Origin of the sequence: Streptomyces sp. NPDC048419, from assembly GCF_043200415.1 — a bacterium.
Classification (GTDB): domain Bacteria; phylum Actinomycetota; class Actinomycetes; order Streptomycetales; family Streptomycetaceae; genus Streptomyces.
Window position 1 is genome coordinate 66,510 of the sequence record NZ_JBICXT010000019.1, and the last position, 21,745, is coordinate 88,254.

The following is a 21,745-nucleotide window of genomic DNA, read 5'->3' on the forward strand; positions in this document are numbered from 1 at the left end:
GTTCAGCGGGGCAGCTCGGCGCGGCGCAGTGCGGGCACGCACAGGGCGACCACGCCGCCGAGGCCGCACACGACGGCGCTGGCCACGAAGACCGGGCCGGTACCCCAGGCGCCGATCGCGGTGGCCGACAGCGGCATGCTGAGCGGGGTGAGACCCAGGCTGACCAGGCTGGCGACGGCGGTCACCCGACCGAGGCAGGCAGGGTCGGCCTGGGTCTGCAGCAAGGCCCCGCACATCGCGCCGCTGAGCCCGGTGAGCAGCCCGATCAGCAGGGCCGTACCGACGGCGAGGGCGACGGTCGGGGCGAACGCGAGCGCGCCGACCGCCACCGAGCCCGCCATGATCGACCAGCCGGCGACCCGCCCGGCGTGCGGCAGCCGGCCCCGTACGGTCAGCAGCAGCGCGGCGGCGCCCGCGCCGACGCCGAAGCCCGCGAGCACCCAGCCCATGCCGGCCGCGCCCCAGCCGCGCTCGTCGCAGAGCAGCGTCAGTCCGACGTTGAGCGGTCCGACGAAGCCGAGGTCGCCGAGGGCTATGACCAGCATCAGCGGTGCGAGCACGCGGTGCCGGCGGATGTGGCGCAGGCCGGCCACGAGGTCCTCCCGGGCGGTCGCCTTGCGCGCGCCGGGCGTGTCGTCCGGCGGCAGCTCGCGCATCCGTACGCGGACCAGCAGCGGCACAGACACGGCGATCAGTAGCCCCGCGAGCACGAACGCGGCCGTCGCCCCGCCCAGCGCCACACCGAGCCCGCCGAGCGGGCCGCCGACCACGCTCGCGAACCGGATCGCGAGCCCTCGCATGCCCTGCACGCGCGCGAGTTGGCCACGGTGCGTCACGCGCGCGGGGAGGGCGCCCACGGCCGGCAGGAACACGGCGTCGACGGTGCCGAAGACCAGCGCGAGCAGCGCCAGCGGCCACAGGCCGGGGCCGGTGAGGAACAGCAGCGCGGCCACCGCGAGAACGGCCGCGCAGCGCACGGCGTCGCTGCCGATCACCACCCGCCGCGGCCCCAGCCGGTCGGCGACCACCCCGCCGCCCAGCATCAGCACCGCTCGCGGCAGCGCGCTCACCGTCATCACCAGCCCCGCCTGCGAGGCCGTACCGGCCTGTACGGCGGCCCAGGACAGGGCGATGTAGTAGACGCTGTCGCCGACCATCGAGAAGGTGAAGGCGGCGAGCCAGCGCAGGACGTTGGCGTCGCGGTGGGCGGGGAGTTCGGCAAAAGCCGTCGGGGCGCCGTCGAGCGCGGTCTCAGACACGGAACGGGAAGCCGTAGGTGTGCACCGCGACGTGCTCACGGTCCTCGGTGTCGCCCTCCGCGACGGCGGCGCGTCCGCGCTCCTCGTACCGGCGCACGACGTCGTACATCTCCCTGGACAGCCCGGCCAGTTCGGCCGGGGTGAGGCGCAGCAGCCACTCGGCGGATTCGGAGGCCGTCGTCCACGCGTCGCTCCAGTGCGCGCGCTCGTCGAGGTAGCGCCGGAACATGTCGGCGCGCTGCTCGAAGAAGAGACGGCTGGCCGCGGTGTGCGCGGCGGCCTTCTCCGGGGCGTCCCTGAAGTCCTCGTCGCGGATGCTCACCCCCTCGGAGGCGGGCTGCCACCACCGCTCGCGGCCGTCCTCGCTCCGCGCCTCGGCCTCCTCGATCAGCCCGTGCTCGGCCAGCTTGCGCAGGTGGTAGCTGACCAGCGAGACGGCTTCGTCCACCTGGTCGGCGAGCTGGGAGGCGGTCGCCGTCCGCGCGATGGTGAGCAGCCGGTACAGCTGTGCGCGCAGCGGGTGGGCGAGGGCCTTGAGGGTGCCCACGTCCTTGATGCGGCGGTCTCGCTCCGTCTCAGGCATACCCGTGACGCTAGATGCGAAAGAGAAATTGCACAATATATTTTGCGGAACTTCTCTTGCGCATCTGTGCGTCAGTAAGCCCCGGCCTCCTCCGTCAGTAAGCCCCGGCCTCCTTGAGGCCGGGGCTTACAACGCCTCTACGGGGACGTCACCGCACGGGGTGCCCGGCTCCCCGCAGTGCCCCCTTGACCTCGCCGATCCGCAGGTCGCCGAAGTGGAAGACCGATGCCGCGAGGACCGCGTCCGCGCCCGCCCCGATGGCCGGAGAGAAGTCGGCGAGCTTTCCGGCGCCGCCCGAGGCGATCACCGGGACCGTCACGTGTTTGCGGACAGCCGCGATCATCTCCAGGTCGTAGCCGTCCTTCGTGCCGTCCGCGTCCATCGAGTTCAGGAGGATCTCGCCGGCGCCGAGCTCGGCGGCCCGGTGCGCCCACTCCACGGCGTCGATGCCGGTGCCCTTGCGGCCGCCGTGGGTGGTCACCTCGAAGGTGCCCTCGGGCGTGCGGCGCGCGTCCACCGAGAGGACCAGCACCTGCCGGCCGAACCGCTCGGCGATCTCGCGGATCAGGTCGGGGCGGGCGATGGCCGCCGTGTTGACGCCGACCTTGTCCGCGCCGGCCCGCAGCAGCTTGTCCACGTCCTCCGCCGTGCGGACGCCGCCGCCGACGGTGAGCGGGATGAACACCTGCTCCGCGGTGCGGCGCACCACGTCGTACGTCGTCTCGCGGTTGCCCGACGACGCGGTGATGTCCAGGAACGTCAGCTCGTCGGCGCCCTCGGCGTCGTACACCTTGGCCATCTCGACGGGGTCGCCCGCGTCGCGCAGGTTCTGGAAGTTGACGCCCTTGACGACCCGGCCGTTGTCCACGTCCAGGCAGGGGATGACTCGGACCGCCAGGGTCATGAATCCACGGCTCCTTATAACAACCAGTAGCTCTAGCCTCGGAAGGCTTCCAGTTCCACTTCGACCAGGATGCGCGGGTCGACGAAGCCCTCCACGACCAGCAGGGTCGAGACCGGCCGCACGGAGTCGAAGAACTCCTTGTGGGCCCGTCCCGCCTCGTCGACGTCCCTGCTGTGGGTCAGGAACATCCTGGTACGGATCACGGACTCGACACCGAGCCCGAACTCGCCGATCGCCTCGAGCGCGCCGGTGAAAGCCACCTTGGCCTGCTCGTACGGATCGCCCTCTCCGTACAGCACGGTGCCCTTGAAGGACGTCGTGCCCGCCACCAGCACGCGGTCGCCCACCGCCACGGCGCGCGCGAAACCGAAGGACTCTTCCCAGGGACTTCCGCTCTGCACCCGCCGTACGGCTTCGGACGTCATGACGACACAGCCTCCAAGGCTTCTTCCAGGGTGAACGCCTTCGCGTACAGGGCCTTCCCGACGATGGAGCCCTCGACACCGAGGGGTACCAGCTCGGCGATGGCCCGCAGGTCGTCCAGGGACGACACGCCGCCTGAGGCCACCACCGGGCGGTCGGTCACCGCGCACACGTTGCGCAGCAGCTCCAGGTTGGGGCCCTGCAGGGTGCCGTCCTTGGCGATGTCGGTGACGACGTACCGCGCGCAGCCCTCCTTGTCGAGGCGCTCCAGCGTCTCGTAGAGGTCGCCGCCGTCGCGGGTCCAGCCGCGGCCGCGCAGCGTCGTGCCGCGCACGTCCAGGCCCACCGCGATCTTGTCGCCGTGCTCGGCGATGATCTTGGCGACCCACTCCGGGGACTCCAGGGCGGCCGTGCCCAGGTTCACCCGGGTACACCCGGTGGCGAGGGCGGCCGCCAGCGAGGCGTCGTCGCGGATGCCCCCGGAGAGCTCCACCTTGATGTCCATCGCCCGGGCGACCTCGGCGATCAGCTCGCGGTTGTCGCCCGTGCCGAACGCGGCGTCCAGGTCGACCAGGTGCAGCCACTCGGCGCCCGACCGCTGCCAGGCGAGCGCGGCCTCCAGCGGGGAGCCGTACGAGGTCTCCGTGCCGGACTCGCCGTGCACGAGGCGGACGGCCTGGCCGTCGCGGACGTCGACGGCGGGGAGGAGTTCGAGCTTGCTCACAGTGTTCCGATCCAGTTGGTGAGGAGCTGTGCTCCGGCGTCGCCGGACTTCTCGGGGTGGAACTGGGTGGCCCACAGCGCGCCGTTCTCGACGGCCGCCACGAAGGGCTTGCCGTGCGTCGACCAGCTCACCTTGGGGGCGCGCATCGTCGAGTTGCGCGTCTTTAGGGACCAGTCGTGGACGGCGTAGGAGTGCACGAAGTAGAAGCGCGCGTCCGCGTCCAGGCCGGCGAACAGCTCGGTGTCGGCCGGCGCCTCGACGGTGTTCCAGCCCATGTGGGGCACGACCTCGGCCTGGAGCGGCTCGACCGCGCCGGGCCACTCGTCGAGGCCCTCGGTCTCCACGCCGTGCTCGATGCCGCGCGCGAAGAGGATCTGCATGCCCACGCAGATGCCCATGACCGGGCGGCCGCCGGACAGCCGGCGGTCCACGACCCAGTCGCCGCGCGCCTCCTTCAGGCCCCGCATGCAGGCGGCGAAGGCGCCGACGCCCGGTACCAGCAGGCCGTCGGCGTTCATGGCCGTGTCGTAGTCACGCGTTACTTCGACGTCCGCGCCCGCGCGCGCGAGGGCGCGCTCCGCCGAGCGGATGTTGCCGAAGCCGTAGTCGAAGACGACGACCTTCTTGCGGACGCTCAATTCCACACCTCCAGCCGCACCACACCGGCGACCAGGCACATCGCCGCACCGATCGACAACAGCACGATCAGCTGCTTCGGCATCTGCTGCTTGGCGAAGGAGATGATGCCGCCGACCAGGAAGAGGCCGACGACGATCAGGAGGGTCGACAGGCCGTTCACAGCGCGCCCTTCGTGGACGGGAGGATGCCGGCCGCGCGCGGGTCGCGCTCGGAGGCGTAACGCAGGGCTCGCGCCAGCGCCTTGAACTGGCACTCCACGATGTGGTGCGCGTTGCGCCCGTACGGCACGTGCACGTGCAGCGCGATCTGGGCCTGGGCGACGAAGGACTCCAGGATGTGCCGGGTCATCGTGGTGTCGTACTCGCCGATCATCGGCGCCATGTTCTCGGGCTCGGTGTGCACGAGGTAGGGGCGGCCGGAGAGGTCGACGGTGACCTGGGCGAGGGACTCGTCCAGCGGGACCGTGCAGTTGCCGAAGCGGTAGATCCCCACCTTGTCGCCGAGCGCCTGCTTGAAGGCGGCGCCCAGCGCGAGGGCGGTGTCCTCGATGGTGTGGTGGGAGTCGATGTGCAGGTCGCCCTCGGTCTTCACGGTGAGGTCGAACAGTCCGTGCCGGCCGAGCTGGTCGAGCATGTGGTCGTAGAAGCCGACCCCCGTCGACACCTCGACCTTGCCGCTGCCGTCGAGATCGATCTCGACGAGCACCGACGTCTCCTTGGTCACCCGCTCGACTCTTCCAACGCGGCTCATGCGCTCTGCTCCTTCTTCAATTCACGGACCGCGTCGAGGAACGCGTCGTTCTCTTCGGGGGTTCCCGCGGACACCCGCAGCCACCCCGGGATGCCGTTGTCCCGGACCAGGACGCCCCGGTCGAGGATCTTCCGCCAGATCGCGTGCGAGCCGCCCTCGCCGTCGAACCTGCCGAACTGCACGAAGTTCGCGTCGGACTCGACCACGTCGTAACCGGCCGCGCGCAGCTCGCTCACCAGCCGGTCCCGTTCCGACTTCAGCTGCTCGACGTACTTCAGCAGCGTGTCGGTGTGCTCCAGGGCGGCCAGCGCGGTCGCCTGGGTGACCGCCGAGAGGTGGTACGGCAGCCGTACCAGCTGGACGGCGTCGACGACGGCCGGGTGCGCGGCGAGGTAGCCGAGGCGCAGGCCCGCGGCGCCGAACGCCTTGGACATGGTCCGCGAGACGACGAGGTTCGGCCGGCCCTCGATCAGCGGCAGCAGCGAGTCGCCGTGGCTGAACTCGATGTACGCCTCGTCCACGACCACCATCGACGGCTTGGCCGCCTGCGCGGATTCGTACAGCGCGAGGACCGTCTCGCGCGGGACCGCGTTGCCCGTGGGGTTGTTGGGGGTGGTGACGAAGACGACGTCCGGCCTGTGCTCGGCGATCCACTTCTCGGCCGCCGGAAGGTCGATCGTGAAGTCCTCGCCCCGCGGGCCGGAGATCCAGCCGGTGCCGGTGCCGCGCGCGATGAGCGCGTGCATCGAGTACGACGGCTCGAAGCCGATCGCGGTACGGCCCGGTCCGCCGAAGGTCTGCAGCAGCTGCTGGATGACCTCGTTGGAGCCGTTCGCCGCCCAGACGTTGGCGAGGCCGACCTCGTGACCGGAGGTGTCCGTGAGGTACTTGGCGAGCTGCGTGCGCAGCTCCACCGCGTCCCGGTCCGGGTAGCGGTTGAGGTCGCGGGCGGCCTCGCGCACGCGCTCGGCGATCCGCTCGACCAGCGGCTCGGGCAGCGGGTAGGGGTTCTCGTTCGTGTTCAGCCGTACGGGCACGTCCAACTGGGGCGCGCCGTAGGGGGACTTGCCGCGCAGCTCGTCCCGTACGGGGAGATCGTCGATGCCGGTCACTTGCTCTCGGGAACCTTCCATCCGAACCGCGCCTTGATCGCCGCGCCGTGCGCCGGCAGGTCCTCCGCCTCCGCCAGCGTGACCACGTGGTGCGCGACCTCGGCCAGCGCGTCCTTCGTGTAGTCGACGATGTGGATGCCGCGCAGGAAGGACTGCACGGACAGGCCCGAGGTGTGGCAGGCGCAACCACCGGTCGGGAGCACGTGGTTGGAGCCGGCCGCGTAGTCGCCGAGGGAGACCGGCGCCCAGGGGCCGATGAAGATCGCGCCCGCGTTCTGCACGCGGTCGGCGACCGCGGTGGCGTCGGCGGTCTGGATCTCCAGGTGCTCGGCGCCGTAGGCATCGACGACCCGCAGGCCCTCGTCGACGCCGTCGACCAGGACGATCGCGGACTGCCGGCCCGCGAGCGCCGGACGGATCCGGTCCTCGATGTGCTTGGTGGCCGCGACCTGGGGCTCCAGCTCCTTCTCGACAGCGTCCGCGAGCGCGACGGAGTCGGTGACCAGGACGGCGGCGGCGAGCGGGTCGTGCTCGGCCTGGCTGATCAGGTCGGAGGCGACGTGCACCGGGTCGGCCGTGTCGTCCGCGAGGATCGCGATCTCGGTCGGGCCGGCCTCGGCGTCGATGCCGATCTTGCCGGTGAAGTAGCGCTTGGCGGCGGCGACCCAGATGTTGCCGGGGCCGGTGACCATGTTGGCGGGCGGGCAGGACTCCGTGCCGTGCGCGAACATCGCGACCGCGGTCGCGCCACCGGCGGCGTACACCTCGTCGACGCCGAGCAGCGCGCAGGCGGCGAGGATCGTCGGGTGCGGCAGGCCGCCGAACTCGGCCTGCGCGGGCGAGGCCAGGGCGATCGAGGGGACGCCTGCCTCCTGGGCGGGCACGACGTTCATGATCACGGAGGACGGGTAGACCGACCGGCCGCCGGGCGCGTACAGCCCGACCCGCTCGACCGGCACCCACTTCTCGGTGACGGAGCCGCCGGGCACGACCTTGGTCGTACGGGTCGTACGGCGCTGCTCGCGGTGGACGAGCCGGGCGCGCCGGATGGACTCCTCCAGGGCCGCGCGCACGGCCGGATCGAGCTCGTCGAGGGCCTTCGTCAGCGCCTCGGCGGGCACCCGCACCCGGTCGAGCCGGACGCCGTCGAACTTCTCGGCGAAGTCGATCAGCGCCGCGTCGCCCCGATGATGCACGGCCTCGCAGATCGGACGCACCTTCTCCAGGGCGGCCGAGACGTCGAAGTCGGCTCGGGGCAGCAGGTCTCGCAGGGCGGGTCCCTCGGGAAGGGCGTCGCCGCGCAGATCGATTCGGGAGATCACGTACCCAATTCTCTCAGACCCGGGTCAGGCGCCGTTCGCGCGTATCAATGGCTGATACAGAACGCGCGTGGAACCCGGAAGATCACCTTCACGTCCTGTGCTTCGGATGTTACTCAGCGGGCATGAACGGTTGTGCGAACACACGACTGGAGGAGCGGGGAGCGGTGACTGAGGGTGCCGGCCTGCGTGCCGGAGACCTGCCGGAGGACCTGACCGCGGCGGAGGCCGGCATGTGGCAGGCCTTCCGCAACGGCAGCGTGTACGACCTGAGCAGCGGGGACACCGCGGCCGACGATCCGCACGGCGGACACCCCTGGGGACCCGAGCGGGCCGTGCGGGCGCGCATCGTGTGCTGGCTGCTGCTCGACGGCCCGCCCGCGCTGGCCGGCCGGGTGTCCTCCCTGAAACTGCGCGGGGTGCAGATCAACGGCAGCCTGGACCTGGCCGGCGGCACGGTGGTGCCGTACGTCGAGATGCGCGCCTGCCGCTTCGAGCGGGACGTGCTGCTGCCGGAGGCCCGCTTCACGACCGTGCGCCTGGTGAACTGCTCGGTGCCCCGCCTGGAGGCGGCCCGCGTCCACACCGAGGGCGATCTGCACCTCCCGCGCTGCCGCTTCCTGGGCGGCATCCGGCTGACCGACGCGCACATCGGCACGGACCTGCTGCTCAACCAGGCGATCGTGCACCGCGACCGCAGCGACCGCTCCATCGCCGGCGACGGCATGACGGTGGGCCAGGACCTCCAGGCCGAGCTGCTGGAGTCGCACGGCGAACTCAGCCTGCGCAGCGCCAAGATCGGCGTCTCGCTGAGCCTGCGCGGCGCCCGGCTGGCCAACCCGTACACCCGGCTCGCGCTGAACGCGCCCCAGCTGACCGTGGGCCGCACGCTGTACCTCACCCCGGCGGGCGTCGGTACCTCCCTGTCGAGCGGCGCGACCCCCGCGCGCGGGACGCGGATCCAGCGGTTCGAGTGCCGGGGCGGGATACGCCTGGACGACGGGCGGTTCGGGGACTCGGTCGACTTCGAGCGGGCCCGGTTCGCCTTCACCGACGACCAGGAGCTGTCGATGCGCCGGGTCCAGACGCCCGAGCTGCGCTTCCTCGGCGAGCGGCCGCAGCGCGGCAAGGTCACCCTGTCGGGCGCGCGGGTCGGCAACCTGGTCGACCGGGCGAGCGCCTGGCCGGGCCCGGGCAACCTGCACATGGGCGGTTTCACCTACGAGAACCTGGTGCCGCAGGGCCCCTTCCCGCTGACCGAGCGGCTGGACTGGGTGGCCGCGGCGACCGCCGAGTACAACCCGGAGCCGTACGAGCGCCTGGCCTCCGTGCTGCGCAACGGCGGCGAGGACGAGGACGCCCGCGAGGTGCTGCTGGCCAAGCAGCGCCGGCGCCGCGAGAGCCTGCCGCCGGCCGCCAAGCTCTGGGGCTACGCACAGGACTGGACGGTGGCCTACGGCTACCGGCCGGGGCGGGCCGCGGTGTGGATGGCGGTGCTGTGGGCGGCGGGCTCGCTGGCCTTCGCGCACGCCAGCCATCCGCCGGTGCAGCCCGGGCAGCATCCGCTGTGGAACCCGGCGCTGTTCGCCCTGGACCTGCTGCTCCCGTTCATCGATCTGGGCCAGGCCGGCCAGTGGCAGCTGCGCGGCGGCTGGCAGTGGCTGGCCGCGGCCCTGGTGCTGCTGGGCTGGATCCTGGCGACGACGGTGGCTGCGGGGGCCACGCGTCTGTTGCGCCGGAATTGATCCGGCCTGTTCACTGTGGCCACAGATGCGGGACAGTAGTTGAACAATTTACCTTTACTCTGTCTTGACCGGTTCGCGTACAACTTTCCGCGGATTACGCATAGCCGCTGGCGCATGCGTGACCTGCGGTCTTTCAATGGTCGTCACCATGGCTCTGCTGCATCCCTTCAATCGCACGGCCCGCGCCTCCCGGGCCCTGCAGCCCCTCGACGGCGCCTCGCTGCCCGCCGACGACGAGGTGCTGCTCGACGCGCCCGACGACGGCCTCGGCCAGGCGCTGGTCGCGGCCGCGCGCGGCGAGCACGCGCCCGCGGCCGCCCTGCTGGCCGGCACCCGCGCGTCCGCCGACTGGGAGATGCGCGACCGGAACGCGAGACGCCTGGCGGCCTTCGCCCGCTCGCGCCCCGAATGGCTCCAACGGTGGACGGCCGACGACCCGCACGACCCGGACCTGATCCTCGTCCGGGCGCAGCTCGAGGTGGACCGCGCCTGGGACTCCCCCGCCCGCGCGGAGCTGCTGCGCGAGGTGAGCCCTCTGATCACGGCGGCCGCGCGCGGCGACGACCGCGACCCGGTGCCGTGGCGGATCGCGCTGGACCACGCGCGCGGCACCCGGGCCGGCCACAAGTACTTCGGCGAGCTCTGGGAGGCGGCGCTGCGCCGCGCCCCGCACCACTACGGCTGCCATGTCGCGGCTCTGCGCTACCTGGCCGCGTCCTGGCAGGGCTCGCACCGCGAGTGCTTCGACTTCGCCGACCTGGCCGCGCAGGACGCCCTGCCCGACTCCCTGATCCAGGCACTGCCCTCGCGGGCGGCCCTGGCCTGTCTCACCGACGGCGACGGCACCTCCGGGACCGTGCCGCGCGACCGGCTGCACGCGGCGGCCGACCGGGCGATCGCGCTCTCGGCCCGCTTCCCGGCGGCCGACCCCTGGCCGTCCCCGATCCGCAACAAGCTGATGTACGTCCTCTTCCGGCTGGAGCGCTGGCAGGAGGCCCTCACCGAGGCTCACCGGATCGGCCCTTACGCGACGTCCTTCCCCTGGGACCGCTCGTCGGACGACCCGCTGGCGCTCTTCCTCCGTGTGCGTGGCGAGATCCGCGCCCGTGCGGCGGGCCCTCTGCCCCCCTCCGGACATCCACGAAGTGAACGCGCCGGACGCGCCCGCTCCGGCGACCACTAGGCTTTTGCGCCGTGACCACCGTCCGTCTCCCGCTCTTCCCCCTGAACTCGGTGTTGTTCCCGGGGCTGGTGCTGCCGTTGAACATCTTCGAGGAGCGCTATCGCGCCATGATGCGCGAGCTGCTCAAGGCTCCCGAGGACGAGCCGCGGCGGTTCGCCGTCGTGGCGATCCGCGACGGCCACGAGGTGGCACCGAGCGCACCAGGCATGCCCGACCCCACGGCGCTGCCCGACCGCGGACCCGCGGCCGGCTTCGGGCCCGACCCGGAGAAGTCGTTCCACGCGACGGGCTGCGTGGCCGACGCGGCGACCATCCGCGAACGCGCGGACGGCACCTTCGAGGTCCTGGCCACCGGCACCACCCGGGTGCGCCTGCTGTCCGTGGACAGCTCGGGCCCGTTCCTGACGGCGGAGCTGGAGGAACTCACCGAGGACCCGGGCGACGAGGCGGGCGCGCTGGCCGAGGGCGTACTGCGCGCCTTCCGCCAGTACCAGAAGCGCCTGGCGGGCGCGCGCGAGCGCTCCTTGTCGACCGGCGCCGAACTGCCGGACGAACCGTCCGTGGTCTCCTACCTGGTCGCCGCGGCGATGATGCTCGACACCCCGACCAAGCAGCGCCTGCTCCAGGCCCCGGACACCTCGTCCCGGCTGCGCGACGAGCTGAAACTCCTTCGCACCGAGACCGCGATCATCCGTAGCCTGCCGTCACTGCCGGCGTCGGAGCTGACGCGCGGCCGGACGAGCCTCAACTAGAGGAACCGCGGCATGGCGAAGAAGCAGAAGAAGCAGCAGCAGCCGGGCGGCACCCCCGCGACGGTGGCCCTGACAGCGGCCGGCACCGCGTACACGGTCCACTCCTACGACCACGACCCCTCCCACCCCTCCTACGGCGAGGAGGCGGCGAAGGCGATGGGCGTCTCACCGGACCGTGTCTTCAAGACCCTGGTGGCGGACGTGGACGGCACCCTGACGGTCGCCGTGGTCCCGGTGGCGGGCCAGCTCGACCTCAAGGCCCTGGCCTCGGCGGTGGGCGGCAAACGCGCCACCATGGCGGACCCGTCCCTGGCCGAACGCACCACGGGCTACGTCCGCGGCGGCATCTCCCCCCTGGGCCAGCGCAAGAAGCTCCCGACGGTCCTGGACGCCTCGGCCTCCGCCCACGCCACCATCTGCGTCTCGGCGGGCCGCCGCGGCCTGGAGGTGGAGCTCTCCCCCGAGGACCTCACCGGGCTCACCGAAGCGGTCGTGGCCCCCATCGGCCGTGCGTGACCCCTCGACGGCGGGTCCTGTCTCGGTTAATTACGAGAGGCATGTCGAAGAAAACCAGAAAACGCAAGTGGCGCACCAAGAAGGGCCGCTCGAACCACGGCCACCGCCCGGCGTAACGCCTCGACACCCCTCGAACGCCGGTCAGCCGGCTCTCAGCCCGTCCGGCGTTCGGGAACGAGGTCCGTCCAGGGCCGAACAGGGCCAGAGGGCAGAGCCCCTCGCGCACGGCAGCCGACCGCGGCCGCGCCGCGGGTCAACGCAGCGGCGCCCCGTAAGGATCCTTCGCGCCCGGCTCCGGGTACGACTCCGGATCACGCGGCCCGAACAGTGCCATCAGCCCCAGATGCACCACCAGCGCGGCCAGCGGCCACGCCAGCAGGGCGCCCTTCGCGCCCATCTTCAGCGGCGCGGAGAACACGACGCCCTTGCCCACGGCCTTCGCATGGGCGATCACGTCCTGCGTGGGCCCGAGCCACACGCCGACCTTCCAGGCCAGCAGCGATCCGAGCAGCCCGCCGACGCCGAGCGCCACCACCAGCGGCACGCCCCCGCGCCGCCGCCACAGGAAGACGGCCAGCGCGCTCACCACGCCGAAGCCCACCGCGAGCAGCGTGAACGTTCCGTCCACCCCGATCGCCTGCTCCCCTTCGCTGTCCGAGAGATAGACGATCCAGCGCTTGTCGACCACGTCCGCGACCAGCGGCACATGCGGCGCCAGCCACCACCACAGGACACCCAGCAACGCCCCGGCGACCGCCACGACCACCGTGACCACGGCGGCCTCGCGCACTTCGGTCTTCATTCCGGGCCCGTCCTGTCCGTACGTGCCGTGCCAGACGGCGTCATGGGGCGCGGGCGCCACATGCCCGGCAGCCGGCGGCTGCCACGAGTTCTGTGAGGACTGTTCATGCGGCGGAGGAGGCGGAGTCAACGGTGCGGTCACACTGCCATCGTGCCAGGCCCGTCTGTGCGGCGCGTCACCGGACGGCCGCCCGGCGGTAGGCCCAGGTGGCGACGGCGAGCGAGACGACTCCGACCGCCCCGCAGACGGCGAGGTCACCGAGGACGAAGGCCCAGTCCGGATGCTCCCCGAAGGTCCGCGCGAAGGCCTCGACGCCGTACGTCGACGGCAGCAGGTCCCGCGCGAACCGCACCGCCTCGGGCATCCGGTCGGCCGGCAGCACCCCGAGCAGCAGCGCGGCGGACATGCCCAACTGCCCGAGCAGCGTGGCCAGCTCGGGCCGCGGCGCCAGCAGCCCCAGCGCCGCCCCCAGTCCGGACAGCGCCGCCCCGGCCAGCGGGATCACCGCGACGAGCACCCACAGGTGCGCCATCGGCAGCCCGAACAGCACGCACCCGAACACCGCCGTGATCACGGTCCCGGGCACCGTGAACGAGGCGTACGCGCCCGCCGCCCCCAGCACCACGGCCGCGGGCGGCACCGGCAGCGTCGCGTAGTGGTCGAGCCCGCCGCTGGCCCGCAGCTGCCCGAAGTACTGGGCGAGCAGGTTCAGCGCGACGAACGCCACCACGAGCACCGCGGAGCCGGCCACCACCGACTCGGCCTCGCCCCCGCCGTCCACGACCCCGCGCATCAGGATCATGATCCCGATCGACTGGAAGGTGGCCACGAACAGCAGCGGGATGCGGGCCACCCGCGCGCGGGACAGCTGCGCCCGGTACACGGCGGCGAGGGCCGGCCACATCCGCGCCCGCGGCCCTAGCTCGGCCGCGCCGCGGTCGGCCTCGTCCACGGCCAGGGCACCGCCCGGCAGGACATCGGCGGGTACGACACTCACGTCGCGCTGCCCCCCTTCCGGCTCGGGCTCACTGAGGCGCTTCTGCGCAGTCCGCGTAGAGACCATACGAACATGACGTCCCGCGCGCTCATGATGTGACTCATGCCTTCACCAACCCCTGCTGCGCGGCGCCGCCCAGCGCCAGGTACACGTCCTCGAGACTGGGCGTGGCCAGTGTGAAGTCGTCGAGCGCCGCGAAGGCGCTGCCGCCCGTCACGGTGGCGACGACCGCCCGGGCCTCCTCCGGGACGAGCCGCAGCGTCCAGCGGCGCCCGGACTCGACGGCCCGCTCGCGCAGTGCCGCGACCTCGGGCACGTGCAGCGGCGCCGTCTCGCGCCACACCAGCTCGACCCGCACCTCCCCGGCGACCTGCTCCTTGAGCCCGGCGGGAGTGTCGCAGGCGATCACCCGCCCCCGGTCGAGCACGGCGACCCGGTCGAGGACCGTCTCGGCCTCGATGACGTTGTGGGTGACCAGCAGCACCGTCGTCCCGCGCTCGGCCCGCCGCCGGTCCACGGCCCCCCACACGGCCCGCCGGGCCACCGGATCCATCCCGGTGGTCGGCTCGTCGAGCACCAGCAGCGGGCGCTCCCCGACCAGCGCGGCGGCGAGGCACGCGAGCCGCCGCTGCCCGCCGGACAGCTTCTTCAGCGGGCGCCCGGCGATCGCCGTGAGCCCCAGTTCCTCCAGTACGGCGTCCCGCTCGGCCCGTGCCTGCCGTGCCTCGAGCCCGCGCAGCCGCCCGGTCGTCTCGGCGGCCAGGGACACGGTCAGCTCGTCCAGCGCGCTCGACTCCTGGCCCAGGTAGGCGAGGATCCGCGCGGCCCGCTCCGGGTGCCGCACGATGTCGTGCCCGAGGATCTCGACGCGCCCGGCGTCGGGCCGCATCAGCCCGGTCAGCTGCCGTACGAGAGTGGACTTGCCCGCGCCGTTCGGCCCGAGGAGGCCGAAGATCTCGCCGCGGCGGATGTCGAGGTGCACATCGTCGGTGGCCCGTACCGCGGGAGTGGCCGGGGTGCCCCGCCGCCCTCGTACCGCCGGATAGGTCTTGGTCAGTCCGCGCACCGCGCACACGACATCACCACGGTGCCGAAGTGCCTGTGCCGCGCGCGTACCCACAAACGACGAGGGTACGGGGTCCGGAACGCCCGTCCGCCCTCGGGTTGGTCCATAACGGCAAATCCGCCGGTAAAAGACCTACTCGCCCGCGGGCGCGTGCTCCGCGGCCGTACGCACGTCGATCTCCCGCCAGAACCCGGCCCGGATCGCGTACCGGTCGTGCTCGTCGATCTGGTCGTCCTTGTGGGCGAGCAGCCCGAAGCGGGCGGCGTAGCGCAGCAGTTCCCCGTCGACGCGGTGCGGGACCCGGGGGTACATCGCGGACAGCTTCTGCAGATGGCTCTGGTCGCCCAGCCGCTCCATCCACCGCCGCGCGAACACCTGCCCCACCTCGTAGGGATCGCCGCCGACCGTGGTGATGTCCTCCTCGCGGTCGGCCCACCGCTGCTCCGCCGAGGTCAGCTGCGCGAGCGTCGGCATCGAGGCGGCGTCGGCCGGCTCCGCGGGCGGCCGGTCCACCCAGCCCTTGTCGGAGGACCAGCGCAGGGTCGCGGTCGGCGGGTGCGGGGCGGGCTGCACCCCGGGGGCGCGCAGCGCGGCCAGGTCCTTGGGGGTGGGCACGCCCTTGGCGGTGGGCACCCGCTCCTGCGTGCCGTTCCCGGTGGCGGCAGCGGCCGAGGTGTGCTCGGTCTCCTCGGCGGTCCGCTCGGGCGCCTGGGCGAGCAGGCTGTCCGGCAGCGGGGCGGAGAGGATCGCGGCGATCTCGGGCCGTGGCACGGGCGGCGGCGCACAGACCCCGCCGAGCTCCTTGGCCCGTACGGCCTTGGTGATCCAGGTGCGGTCCAGCACGCGCCGCTCGTCCGCCTCGGCGACCAGGTCCTCGGACTGGTTGTAGTCGCCGTCGGCGGCCTGCACGGCCCACAGGTGTACGGCGACTCCGTGCTCCTTGGCGGCCATCATGCCCGGCAGCAGGTCGCCGTCACCGGTGACGAGCACGATGTCGGAGCAGGCGCGGTTGCGGGCCAGCTCCGTGAGCTCGGCGTGCATAGCGGCGTCCACGCCCTTCTGGGCCCAGCGTCCGTCGCTGCGGGTCAGGGCGCCGAGCCGGACGGTGACCCGGGGCATCACGCGCAGCCTGCGGTGCTCGGGCTGGGGGACGCGGTCGGGGGCGCCGTCGAACCAGTAGATGCGCAACAGCGGCCGTTCCGTGTCGGACTCGGCGCGTTCGCGCAGGGCCTGGATGAGGGCGGTGTGGTCGACGGTGATCCGCGAACGCGAGGGCTCCCCCGCGAGGAGACTGGCAGCGGCCCCCAGCAGATACCCGGCGTCGACAAGGACGATGCAGCGGTCCACGCGATCCACCCTCTTTCCGGGAGGTTTGCTTCGGGCTTCCTTCGAGTCTGCCCGACTGCGCGGGGCTTAACGGCCCGAACTCGATCTTCGGCGTGGCGTTTCGGGTCACGAGCTGCGCACTCGCACTCCGACAAGGCCTGTCACGGACGGTAATTATCCGAAATGCGCTCCCTGCCAGCCTATGTGAATCTGATCCCGGTCCTGGCCCCCAGATCCCCCACAGGAGGTAGATCACCATGGCCAAGAACAAGAAACAGAACCGTAAGCAGCCGCAGTCCGAGCGTGGGCAGCAGCAGGCCCAGCAGCCCTCGATGGACGCGCCGGCCGAGCAGCGTCCCCTGCAGGTCACCCCGAGTGACATGCCGCGCAAGGGCCGGCAGAAGAGCTTCGGCCACAACTGACATCTTCATAACGGGTTGTTGAGACCCAGGCACAGCCGAGGGGCGCACCCCCGTGAAAGGGTGCGCCCCTCGCGCGTGCACGTGCTCAGCCTGCCAGGCAGGAGGGGCCGAGCAGCACCTTCAGATCGCCGAACAGCGCCGGATCGGGCTTGACCCGGTGCCGGTCGAGGCGCAGGACCGTCGTCCTGGTCGGGCCCTGGAGCTTGATCCGGACCTCGCTGTCGCCCTTGTGGTGACTGAGGATCTCGCCGAGGCGGCTGACCATCGGCGGGGTGACCCTGGTGGCCGGGATGGTGAGGATCACGGGCGCGTTGGTGCCCGCGTTCGACAGGTCAGGGACCTGGAGTTCCATCGCCACCAACCGGGGGATGTCCTCGCGCTTGTCGAGGCGGCCCTTGACGAACACCACGGCGTCCTCGACGAGTTGGGTCGACACCAGCTGATAGGTCGCCGGGAAGAACATGCACTCGATGGAGCCGGCGAGGTCCTCGACGGTGGCGATCGCCCAGGCGTTGCCCTGCTTGGTCATCTTGCGCTGGAGGCCCGAGATGATGCCGCCGATGGTGACGACCGCGCCGTCCGAGTGCTCACCTCCGGTGAGCTGGGCGATGCCCGCGTCGGCCTTGTCCGACAGCACGTGCTCCAGGCCGAAGAGCGGGTGGTCGGAGACGTAGAGACCGAGCATCTCCCGCTCCTGGGCGAGCAGATAGGTCTTGTCCCACTCCTCCTCGGTGAACTGCACGTCGAGGCCGAAGCCGGGCTCGCTGGACTCCTCCTCGCCCATGCCGCCGAAGAGGTCGAACTGCCCCTCGGCCTCCTTGCGCTTGACCGCGACCACGTTGTCGATCATCGGCTCGTAGTGCGCGGTGAGGCCCTTGCGGGTGTGGCCCATGGTGTCGAACGCGCCCGCCTTGATCAGCGATTCCGTGGTGCGCTTGTTGCAGGCGGCCGCGTCGATCTTGTCGAGGTAGTCGGGGAAGGAGGCGTACTTGCCCTTGGCCTTGCGGCTCTTGATGATCGACTCGACCACGTTCGTACCGACGTTGCGCACGGCCTCCAGGCCGAAGAGGATCACGTCGTCGCCCTGGGCGGCGAAGTTGTGCACCGACTCGTTGACGTTCGGCGGGAGCACCTTGATGCCCATGCGGCGGCACTCGTTGAGGTAGACGGCCGACTTGTCCTTGTCGTCCTTCACCGAGGTCAGCAGCGCCGCCATGTACTCGGCGGGGTGGTTGGCCTTGAGATACGCCGTCCAGTACGACACCAGTCCGTACGCGGCGGAGTGCGCCTTGTTGAAGGCGTAGCCGGCGAAGGGGACCAGCACGTCCCACAGGGCCTGGATCGCCTCGTCGCTGTAGCCGTTCTTGCGGGCGCCGGCCTGGAAGATGGTGAAGTTCTTCGCCAGTTCGTCGGGCTTCTTCTTGCCCATCACGCGGCGCAGGATGTCGGCCTCGCCGAGCGAGTAGCCGGCGATGATCTGGGCGGCCTTCTGCACCTGCTCCTGGTAGACGATCAGGCCGTAGGTGACCGCCAGGACCTCTTCGAGGGGCTCCTCGAGCTCCTTGTGGATCGGGGTGATCTCCTGGAGCTTGTTCTTGCGCAGCGCGTAGTTCGTGTGCGAGTCCATGCCCATCGGGCCCGGACGGTAGAGCGCCGACACGGCGGAGATGTCTTCGAAGTTGTCGGGCTTCATCAGGCGCAGCAGGGAGCGCATGGGGCCGCCGTCGAACTGGAAGACGCCGAGGGTGTCGCCGCGCTGGAGCAGGTCGAAGGTCGTCGGGTCGTCCAGCGGGAGGCTCAGCAGCTCCAGGTCGACGCCCTTGTTGGACTTCACCATCTTGACGGCGTCGTCCATGATCGTCAGGTTGCGCAGGCCGAGGAAGTCCATCTTCAGCAGGCCGAGCGACTCGCAGCTCGGGTAGTCCCACTGCGTGATGGTCACGCCGTCGCTGTGCCGGACCCAGACGGGCACGTGCTCGGTGATGGTCTCGCTGGACATGATCACGCCGGCGGCGTGCACGCCCATCTGCCGGACCAGGCCCTCGACGCCCTTGGCGGTGTCGATGACCTTCTTCACGTCCGGCTCGTTCTCGTACATCCCCCGGATCTCGCCCGCCTCGTTGTAGCGCGGGTGCGAGGGGTTGGTGATGCCGTCCAGGTCGATGCCCTTGCCGAGGACGTCGGCGGGCATGGCCTTGGTGAGGCGGTCGCCCATCGCGTACGGGTAGCCCAGCACGCGCGCGGAGTCCTTGATCGCGTTCTTGGCCTTGATCTTGCCGTAGGTCCCGATCATGGCGACCTTGTCGGCGCCGTACTTCTCCGTCACGTACCTGATCACCTCGACGCGCCTGCGCTCGTCGAAGTCGATGTCGACGTCGGGCATCGAGATGCGCTCGGGGTTGAGGAACCGCTCGAAGATCAGACCGTGCGGGATCGGGTCGAGGTCGGTGATGCCCATGGCGTAGGCGACGATCGAACCGGCCGCGGAGCCTCGGCCGGGGCCGACCGCGATGCCGTTGTTCTTGGCCCACATGATGAAGTCGGCGACCACGAGGAAGTAGCCGGGGAAGCCCATCGAGATGATGACGTCCATCTCGTACTCGGCCTGCTTCTGGCGGTCGTCGGGGACGCCGCCGGGGAAGCGGCGCTCCATGCCGAGGCGGACCTCCTCCTTGAACCAGGTGACCTCGGTGTAGCCCTCGGGGATGTCGAACTTGGGCATCAGGTCGCGCTTCTCGAACATGCCGGAGGTGTCGATCATCTCGGCGACGAGCAGCGTGTTCCGGCAGCCCTCCTGCCAGGCGTCCGAGGAGTCGATGGCGTACATCTCGTCCGTGGACTTCAGGTAGTAGCCGGTGCCGTCGAACTTGAAGCGTCCCGGGTCGGAGAGGTTCTTGCCGGTCTGGATGCACAGCAGGGCGTCGTGGGCGGTCGCCTCGTGCGCGTACGTGTAGTGCGAGTCGTTGGTGACCAGGGGCGGGATGCCGAGCTTCTTGCCGATCTCCAGCAGACCGTCACGGACCCGGTGCTCGATGTCGATGCCGTGGTCCATCAGCTCCAGGAAGTAGCGGTCCTTGCCGAAGATGTCCTGGTAGTCGGCGGCCGACTTCAGGGCCTCGTCGAACTGACCGAGGCGCAGCCGGGTCTGGACCTCGCCGGAGGGGCAGCCGGTGGAGGCGACGATCCCCTCGGACCACTGGGAGATCGTCTCCTTGTCCATCCGGGGCCACTTCTGCAGCCAGCCCTCGGCGTAGGCGTCGGAGGAGAGACGGAAGATGTTGTGCAGGCCCGTCCTGTTCACGGCCCACATCGTCTTGTGCGTGTATCCACCGGAGCCGGAGACGTCGTCGCGCTTCTGGTGCGGCTGGCCCCACTGGATCTTGCGCTTGTTGCGCCGCGACTCGGGTGCGACATACGCCTCGATCCCGATGATCGGGGTGATTCCGGCCTTCTGGGCGGAATGGAAGAAGTCGTACGCCCCATGGAGGTTGCCGTGGTCGGACATGGCGATGTGCGTCATCCCCATCTCGTTGCACGCGTTGAACATGTCCTTGAGCCGCGCGGCACCGTCCAGCAGCGAGTACTGGGTGTGGACGTGCAGGTGCGTGAACGGCGGCTTTGACACGGTGTGGCCTCCATGGAAAACGGTCGGTGGCAGGCGGTCGGAGAGTTCTGGGGTCAGCGCCGAAGTCTATGCCTCGGCACTGACACTCCGAGGGCTCCCCCGCGTACCTTCACAGCGAGGATCGCGGGCACTTCCGCGGGTCCTCACCCGTTGGAAACGACGAAACGCCGTCGTACACATCCAGGCACCAGGAGGCACCCCGCGATGTCGGTACCCCAGCTCAACGACGAGCAGCGCGGCGAGGAGATTGTCGCCGTCTTCGACACCGCCTTCGGCGAGCTCCTGGCCGCGGACCCGGCCGCGTTCCGGGTGAAGTTCCGGAAGATGGCGGCCTCGGCGTTCGCGTTCTACCGGGGCACGGCGTGCCTCTTCTACCACGATCTCGGCGCCGAGAAGCGGGGCGGCCCGTACCTGGACGACCGCACCTCGCGCGTATGGATCCACGGCGACCTGCACGCGGAGAACTTCGGCACGTACATGGACTCCAACGGCCGCCTGGTCTTCAACGTCAACGACTTCGACGAGGCCTACGTCGGCCCCTTCACCTGGGACCTCAGGCGCTTCTCCGCCTCCATCGCCCTGATCGGGTACGCCAAGGCGCTCGCCGACGACCAGATCACCGAGCTGGTGCGGGTGTACGCGGGCGCGTACCGCGAGCGGATCCACGCCCTGGCGACCGGCGCGAAGAGCGACGAGGTGCCGCCGTTCACGCTGGACACCGCCGAGGGCCCGCTGCTCGGCGCCCTGCGCGCCGCCCGCTCGCTGACCCGCTTCGAGCTGCTGGACTCGATGACGGAGATCCGCGACTTCGAGCGCCGCTTCGCCCCCGGCGGCGGCTCGATCGAGCTGGACGCGGCGACCCGGTACAAGGTCCTCGCGGCCTTCGACGGCTATCTGGAGACGCTGCCGGACGCGTCGCTGGCCCGCCCGGACTCGTACCGCGTCAAGGACGTGGTCGGACGGCGCGGCATCGGCATCGGCTCGGCCGGCCTGCCGTCGTACAACATCCTTCTCGAGGGCCACAGCGACGCCCTGGAGAACGACGTGGTGATCTACATCAAGCAGGCCCAGACCCCCGCCGTCTCCCGGCACATCACCGACCCCGCGATCCGCGACTACTTCCAGCACGAGGGCCACCGCACGGTGATCTCGCAGCGCGCCCTGCAGGCGCACGCCGACCCGTGGCTGGGCTGGACCGAGCTGGACGGCGCGGGACAGCTGGTCGCCGAGGTCTCGCCGTACGCGGTCGACGTGGACTGGAGCGACATCGACGACCCGGAGGAGATCGCCGCGGTCGTCGCCGACCTCGGCCGGGCCACGGCCACCATGCACGCGGCGGCGGACGACACTTCCGGCGAGTCCCTGGTGCCGTTCTCCACCGAGCGCGCCATCGACGCGGCGATCGCCGCCGACGAGGACGGCTTCGCGGACCTGCTGACGGACTTCGCGCACAGCTACGGCGCACGCGCGCGTGCCGACCACCAGATCTTCGTCGACCTGTTCCGCAACGGCCGGATTCCGGGTCTGTGACGTTCCGTACTCTCACAGGGACCTTTTAGGGGTCCCTTACCGGAGCGCATGACAGACTCTTCCTCGCT

Annotated in this window: 21 protein-coding genes; 6 read left to right on the forward strand and 15 right to left on the reverse strand. The window is 71.1% G+C overall.

Annotation, left to right across the window (positions count from 1 at the left end; translation table 11 throughout):
- Window positions 1–2: 2 nt before the first annotated feature.
- The 10 genes from ACGFYN_RS32885 to hisD all read right to left on the reverse strand — a co-directional run bounded on the left by ACGFYN_RS32885 (window position 3) and on the right by hisD (window position 7,716).
- Window positions 3–1,259 (reverse strand): MFS transporter, encoded by a 1,257-nt coding sequence (locus tag ACGFYN_RS32885; RefSeq protein ID WP_393869567.1) that lies wholly within the window; start codon window positions 1,257–1,259, stop codon window positions 3–5.
- Window positions 1,252–1,842 (reverse strand): ArsR/SmtB family transcription factor, encoded by a 591-nt coding sequence (locus tag ACGFYN_RS32890; protein WP_393869568.1) that lies wholly within the window; start codon window positions 1,840–1,842, stop codon window positions 1,252–1,254. The genes ACGFYN_RS32885 and ACGFYN_RS32890 overlap by 8 nt, the downstream gene beginning before the upstream one ends.
- Window positions 1,843–1,990: 148 nt before the next feature.
- A complete protein-coding gene (hisF, locus tag ACGFYN_RS32895; protein WP_393869569.1) occupies window positions 1,991–2,746 on the reverse strand; it encodes an imidazole glycerol phosphate synthase subunit HisF in 756 nt (251 codons plus the stop codon).
- A 32-nt stretch (window positions 2,747–2,778) separates the two neighbouring features.
- On the reverse strand, window positions 2,779–3,171 hold the full coding sequence (locus ACGFYN_RS32900; RefSeq protein WP_393869570.1) for a RidA family protein: 393 nt from the start codon (window positions 3,169–3,171) through the stop codon (window positions 2,779–2,781).
- Window positions 3,168–3,893, reverse strand: a complete 726-nt coding sequence (gene priA, locus ACGFYN_RS32905; RefSeq protein ID WP_393869571.1) for a bifunctional 1-(5-phosphoribosyl)-5-((5-phosphoribosylamino)methylideneamino)imidazole-4-carboxamide isomerase/phosphoribosylanthranilate isomerase PriA — start codon at window positions 3,891–3,893, stop codon at window positions 3,168–3,170. Before priA ends, ACGFYN_RS32900 begins: the two co-directional genes overlap by 4 nt.
- Window positions 3,890–4,537 (reverse strand): imidazole glycerol phosphate synthase subunit HisH, encoded by a 648-nt coding sequence (gene hisH, locus ACGFYN_RS32910; RefSeq protein ID WP_393869572.1) that lies wholly within the window; start codon window positions 4,535–4,537, stop codon window positions 3,890–3,892. Before hisH ends, priA begins: the two co-directional genes overlap by 4 nt.
- A complete protein-coding gene (locus ACGFYN_RS32915; RefSeq protein WP_393869573.1) occupies window positions 4,528–4,692 on the reverse strand; it encodes a hypothetical protein in 165 nt (54 codons plus the stop codon). Before ACGFYN_RS32915 ends, hisH begins: the two co-directional genes overlap by 10 nt.
- Window positions 4,689–5,282 (reverse strand): imidazoleglycerol-phosphate dehydratase HisB, encoded by a 594-nt coding sequence (hisB, locus tag ACGFYN_RS32920; protein WP_007381383.1) that lies wholly within the window; start codon window positions 5,280–5,282, stop codon window positions 4,689–4,691. Before hisB ends, ACGFYN_RS32915 begins: the two co-directional genes overlap by 4 nt.
- A complete protein-coding gene (locus tag ACGFYN_RS32925; RefSeq protein ID WP_393869574.1) occupies window positions 5,279–6,394 on the reverse strand; it encodes a histidinol-phosphate transaminase in 1,116 nt (371 codons plus the stop codon). The genes hisB and ACGFYN_RS32925 overlap by 4 nt, the downstream gene beginning before the upstream one ends.
- Window positions 6,391–7,716, reverse strand: coding sequence for a histidinol dehydrogenase (hisD, locus tag ACGFYN_RS32930; protein ID WP_393869575.1), 1,326 nt, complete (start codon window positions 7,714–7,716; stop codon window positions 6,391–6,393). Before hisD ends, ACGFYN_RS32925 begins: the two co-directional genes overlap by 4 nt.
- A 164-nt stretch (window positions 7,717–7,880) precedes the next feature.
- Here hisD and ACGFYN_RS32935 point away from each other — a divergent pair, with 164 nt between their 5' ends.
- The 4 genes from ACGFYN_RS32935 (at window position 7,881) to ybaK (ending at window position 11,909) form a co-directional block, all read left to right on the forward strand.
- Window positions 7,881–9,458 carry an oxidoreductase gene (locus ACGFYN_RS32935; protein ID WP_393869576.1) on the forward strand — a complete coding sequence of 526 codons (1,578 nt, stop codon included), beginning with the start codon at window positions 7,881–7,883 and terminating at the stop codon, window positions 9,456–9,458.
- Window positions 9,459–9,594: 136 nt separating this feature from the next.
- A complete protein-coding gene (locus ACGFYN_RS32940) occupies window positions 9,595–10,641 on the forward strand; it encodes a hypothetical protein (RefSeq protein WP_393869577.1) in 1,047 nt (348 codons plus the stop codon).
- Window positions 10,642–10,652: 11 nt separating this feature from the next.
- Entirely contained in the window at window positions 10,653–11,393 is a 741-nt protein-coding gene (locus ACGFYN_RS32945; protein ID WP_393869578.1) for an LON peptidase substrate-binding domain-containing protein, read from the forward strand.
- A 12-nt stretch (window positions 11,394–11,405) separates the two neighbouring features.
- A complete protein-coding gene (ybaK, locus tag ACGFYN_RS32950) occupies window positions 11,406–11,909 on the forward strand; it encodes a Cys-tRNA(Pro) deacylase (RefSeq protein WP_393869579.1) in 504 nt (167 codons plus the stop codon).
- 253 nt (window positions 11,910–12,162) lie between these two features.
- On the opposite strand, the gene ACGFYN_RS32955 is transcribed toward ybaK, so the two are convergent.
- The 4 genes from ACGFYN_RS32955 to ACGFYN_RS32970 form a co-directional block, all read right to left on the reverse strand.
- Complete coding sequence (locus ACGFYN_RS32955; protein WP_393869580.1) at window positions 12,163–12,852, reverse strand: AAA family ATPase; 690 nt, start codon at window positions 12,850–12,852, stop codon at window positions 12,163–12,165.
- 34 nt (window positions 12,853–12,886) lie between these two features.
- Window positions 12,887–13,708: an ABC transporter permease gene (locus tag ACGFYN_RS32960; RefSeq protein WP_393869581.1), complete on the reverse strand. Its 822-nt coding sequence runs from the start codon at window positions 13,706–13,708 to the stop codon at window positions 12,887–12,889.
- A gap of 100 nt (window positions 13,709–13,808) precedes the next feature.
- Window positions 13,809–14,783, reverse strand: a complete 975-nt coding sequence (locus ACGFYN_RS32965) for an ABC transporter ATP-binding protein (RefSeq protein WP_393869672.1) — start codon at window positions 14,781–14,783, stop codon at window positions 13,809–13,811.
- A gap of 123 nt (window positions 14,784–14,906) precedes the next feature.
- Window positions 14,907–16,121 (reverse strand): NYN domain-containing protein, encoded by a 1,215-nt coding sequence (locus ACGFYN_RS32970; RefSeq protein WP_393869582.1) that lies wholly within the window; start codon window positions 16,119–16,121, stop codon window positions 14,907–14,909.
- A gap of 236 nt (window positions 16,122–16,357) precedes the next feature.
- Here ACGFYN_RS32970 and ACGFYN_RS32975 point away from each other — a divergent pair, with 236 nt between their 5' ends.
- The gene (locus tag ACGFYN_RS32975; RefSeq protein WP_393869583.1) at window positions 16,358–16,522 is read left to right on the forward strand and encodes a hypothetical protein; all 165 of its coding nucleotides are present in this window, start codon (window positions 16,358–16,360) and stop codon (window positions 16,520–16,522) included.
- 85 nt (window positions 16,523–16,607) lie between these two features.
- Here ACGFYN_RS32975 and dnaE read toward each other — a convergent pair whose 3' ends face one another.
- The gene (gene dnaE / locus ACGFYN_RS32980; protein WP_393869584.1) at window positions 16,608–20,147 is read right to left on the reverse strand and encodes a DNA polymerase III subunit alpha; all 3,540 of its coding nucleotides are present in this window, start codon (window positions 20,145–20,147) and stop codon (window positions 16,608–16,610) included.
- A 204-nt stretch (window positions 20,148–20,351) separates the two neighbouring features.
- Between dnaE and ACGFYN_RS32985 the strand changes: the two genes are divergently transcribed.
- Window positions 20,352–21,677: a DUF2252 domain-containing protein gene (locus ACGFYN_RS32985; protein ID WP_393869585.1), complete on the forward strand. Its 1,326-nt coding sequence runs from the start codon at window positions 20,352–20,354 to the stop codon at window positions 21,675–21,677.
- Window positions 21,678–21,745 lie beyond the last annotated feature (68 nt).

Bases quoted from the DNA above. Each gene is read 5' to 3' on its own strand.
- ybaK (WP_393869579.1), top strand. From the start codon at position 11,406: ATGGCGAAGAAGCAGAAGAAGCAGCAGCAGCCGGGCGGCACCCCCGCG.
- hisF (WP_393869569.1), bottom strand. From the start codon at position 2,746: ATGACCCTGGCGGTCCGAGTCATCCCCTGCCTGGACGTGGACAACGGC.
- ACGFYN_RS32985 (WP_393869585.1), top strand. From the start codon at position 20,352: ATGTCGGTACCCCAGCTCAACGACGAGCAGCGCGGCGAGGAGATTGTC.
- ACGFYN_RS32940 (WP_393869577.1), top strand. From the start codon at position 9,595: ATGGTCGTCACCATGGCTCTGCTGCATCCCTTCAATCGCACGGCCCGC.
- hisB (WP_007381383.1), bottom strand. From the start codon at position 5,282: ATGAGCCGCGTTGGAAGAGTCGAGCGGGTGACCAAGGAGACGTCGGTG.
- ACGFYN_RS32975 (WP_393869583.1), top strand. From the start codon at position 16,358: ATGGCCAAGAACAAGAAACAGAACCGTAAGCAGCCGCAGTCCGAGCGT.
- ACGFYN_RS32890 (WP_393869568.1), bottom strand. From the start codon at position 1,842: ATGCCTGAGACGGAGCGAGACCGCCGCATCAAGGACGTGGGCACCCTC.
- ACGFYN_RS32900 (WP_393869570.1), bottom strand. From the start codon at position 3,171: ATGACGTCCGAAGCCGTACGGCGGGTGCAGAGCGGAAGTCCCTGGGAA.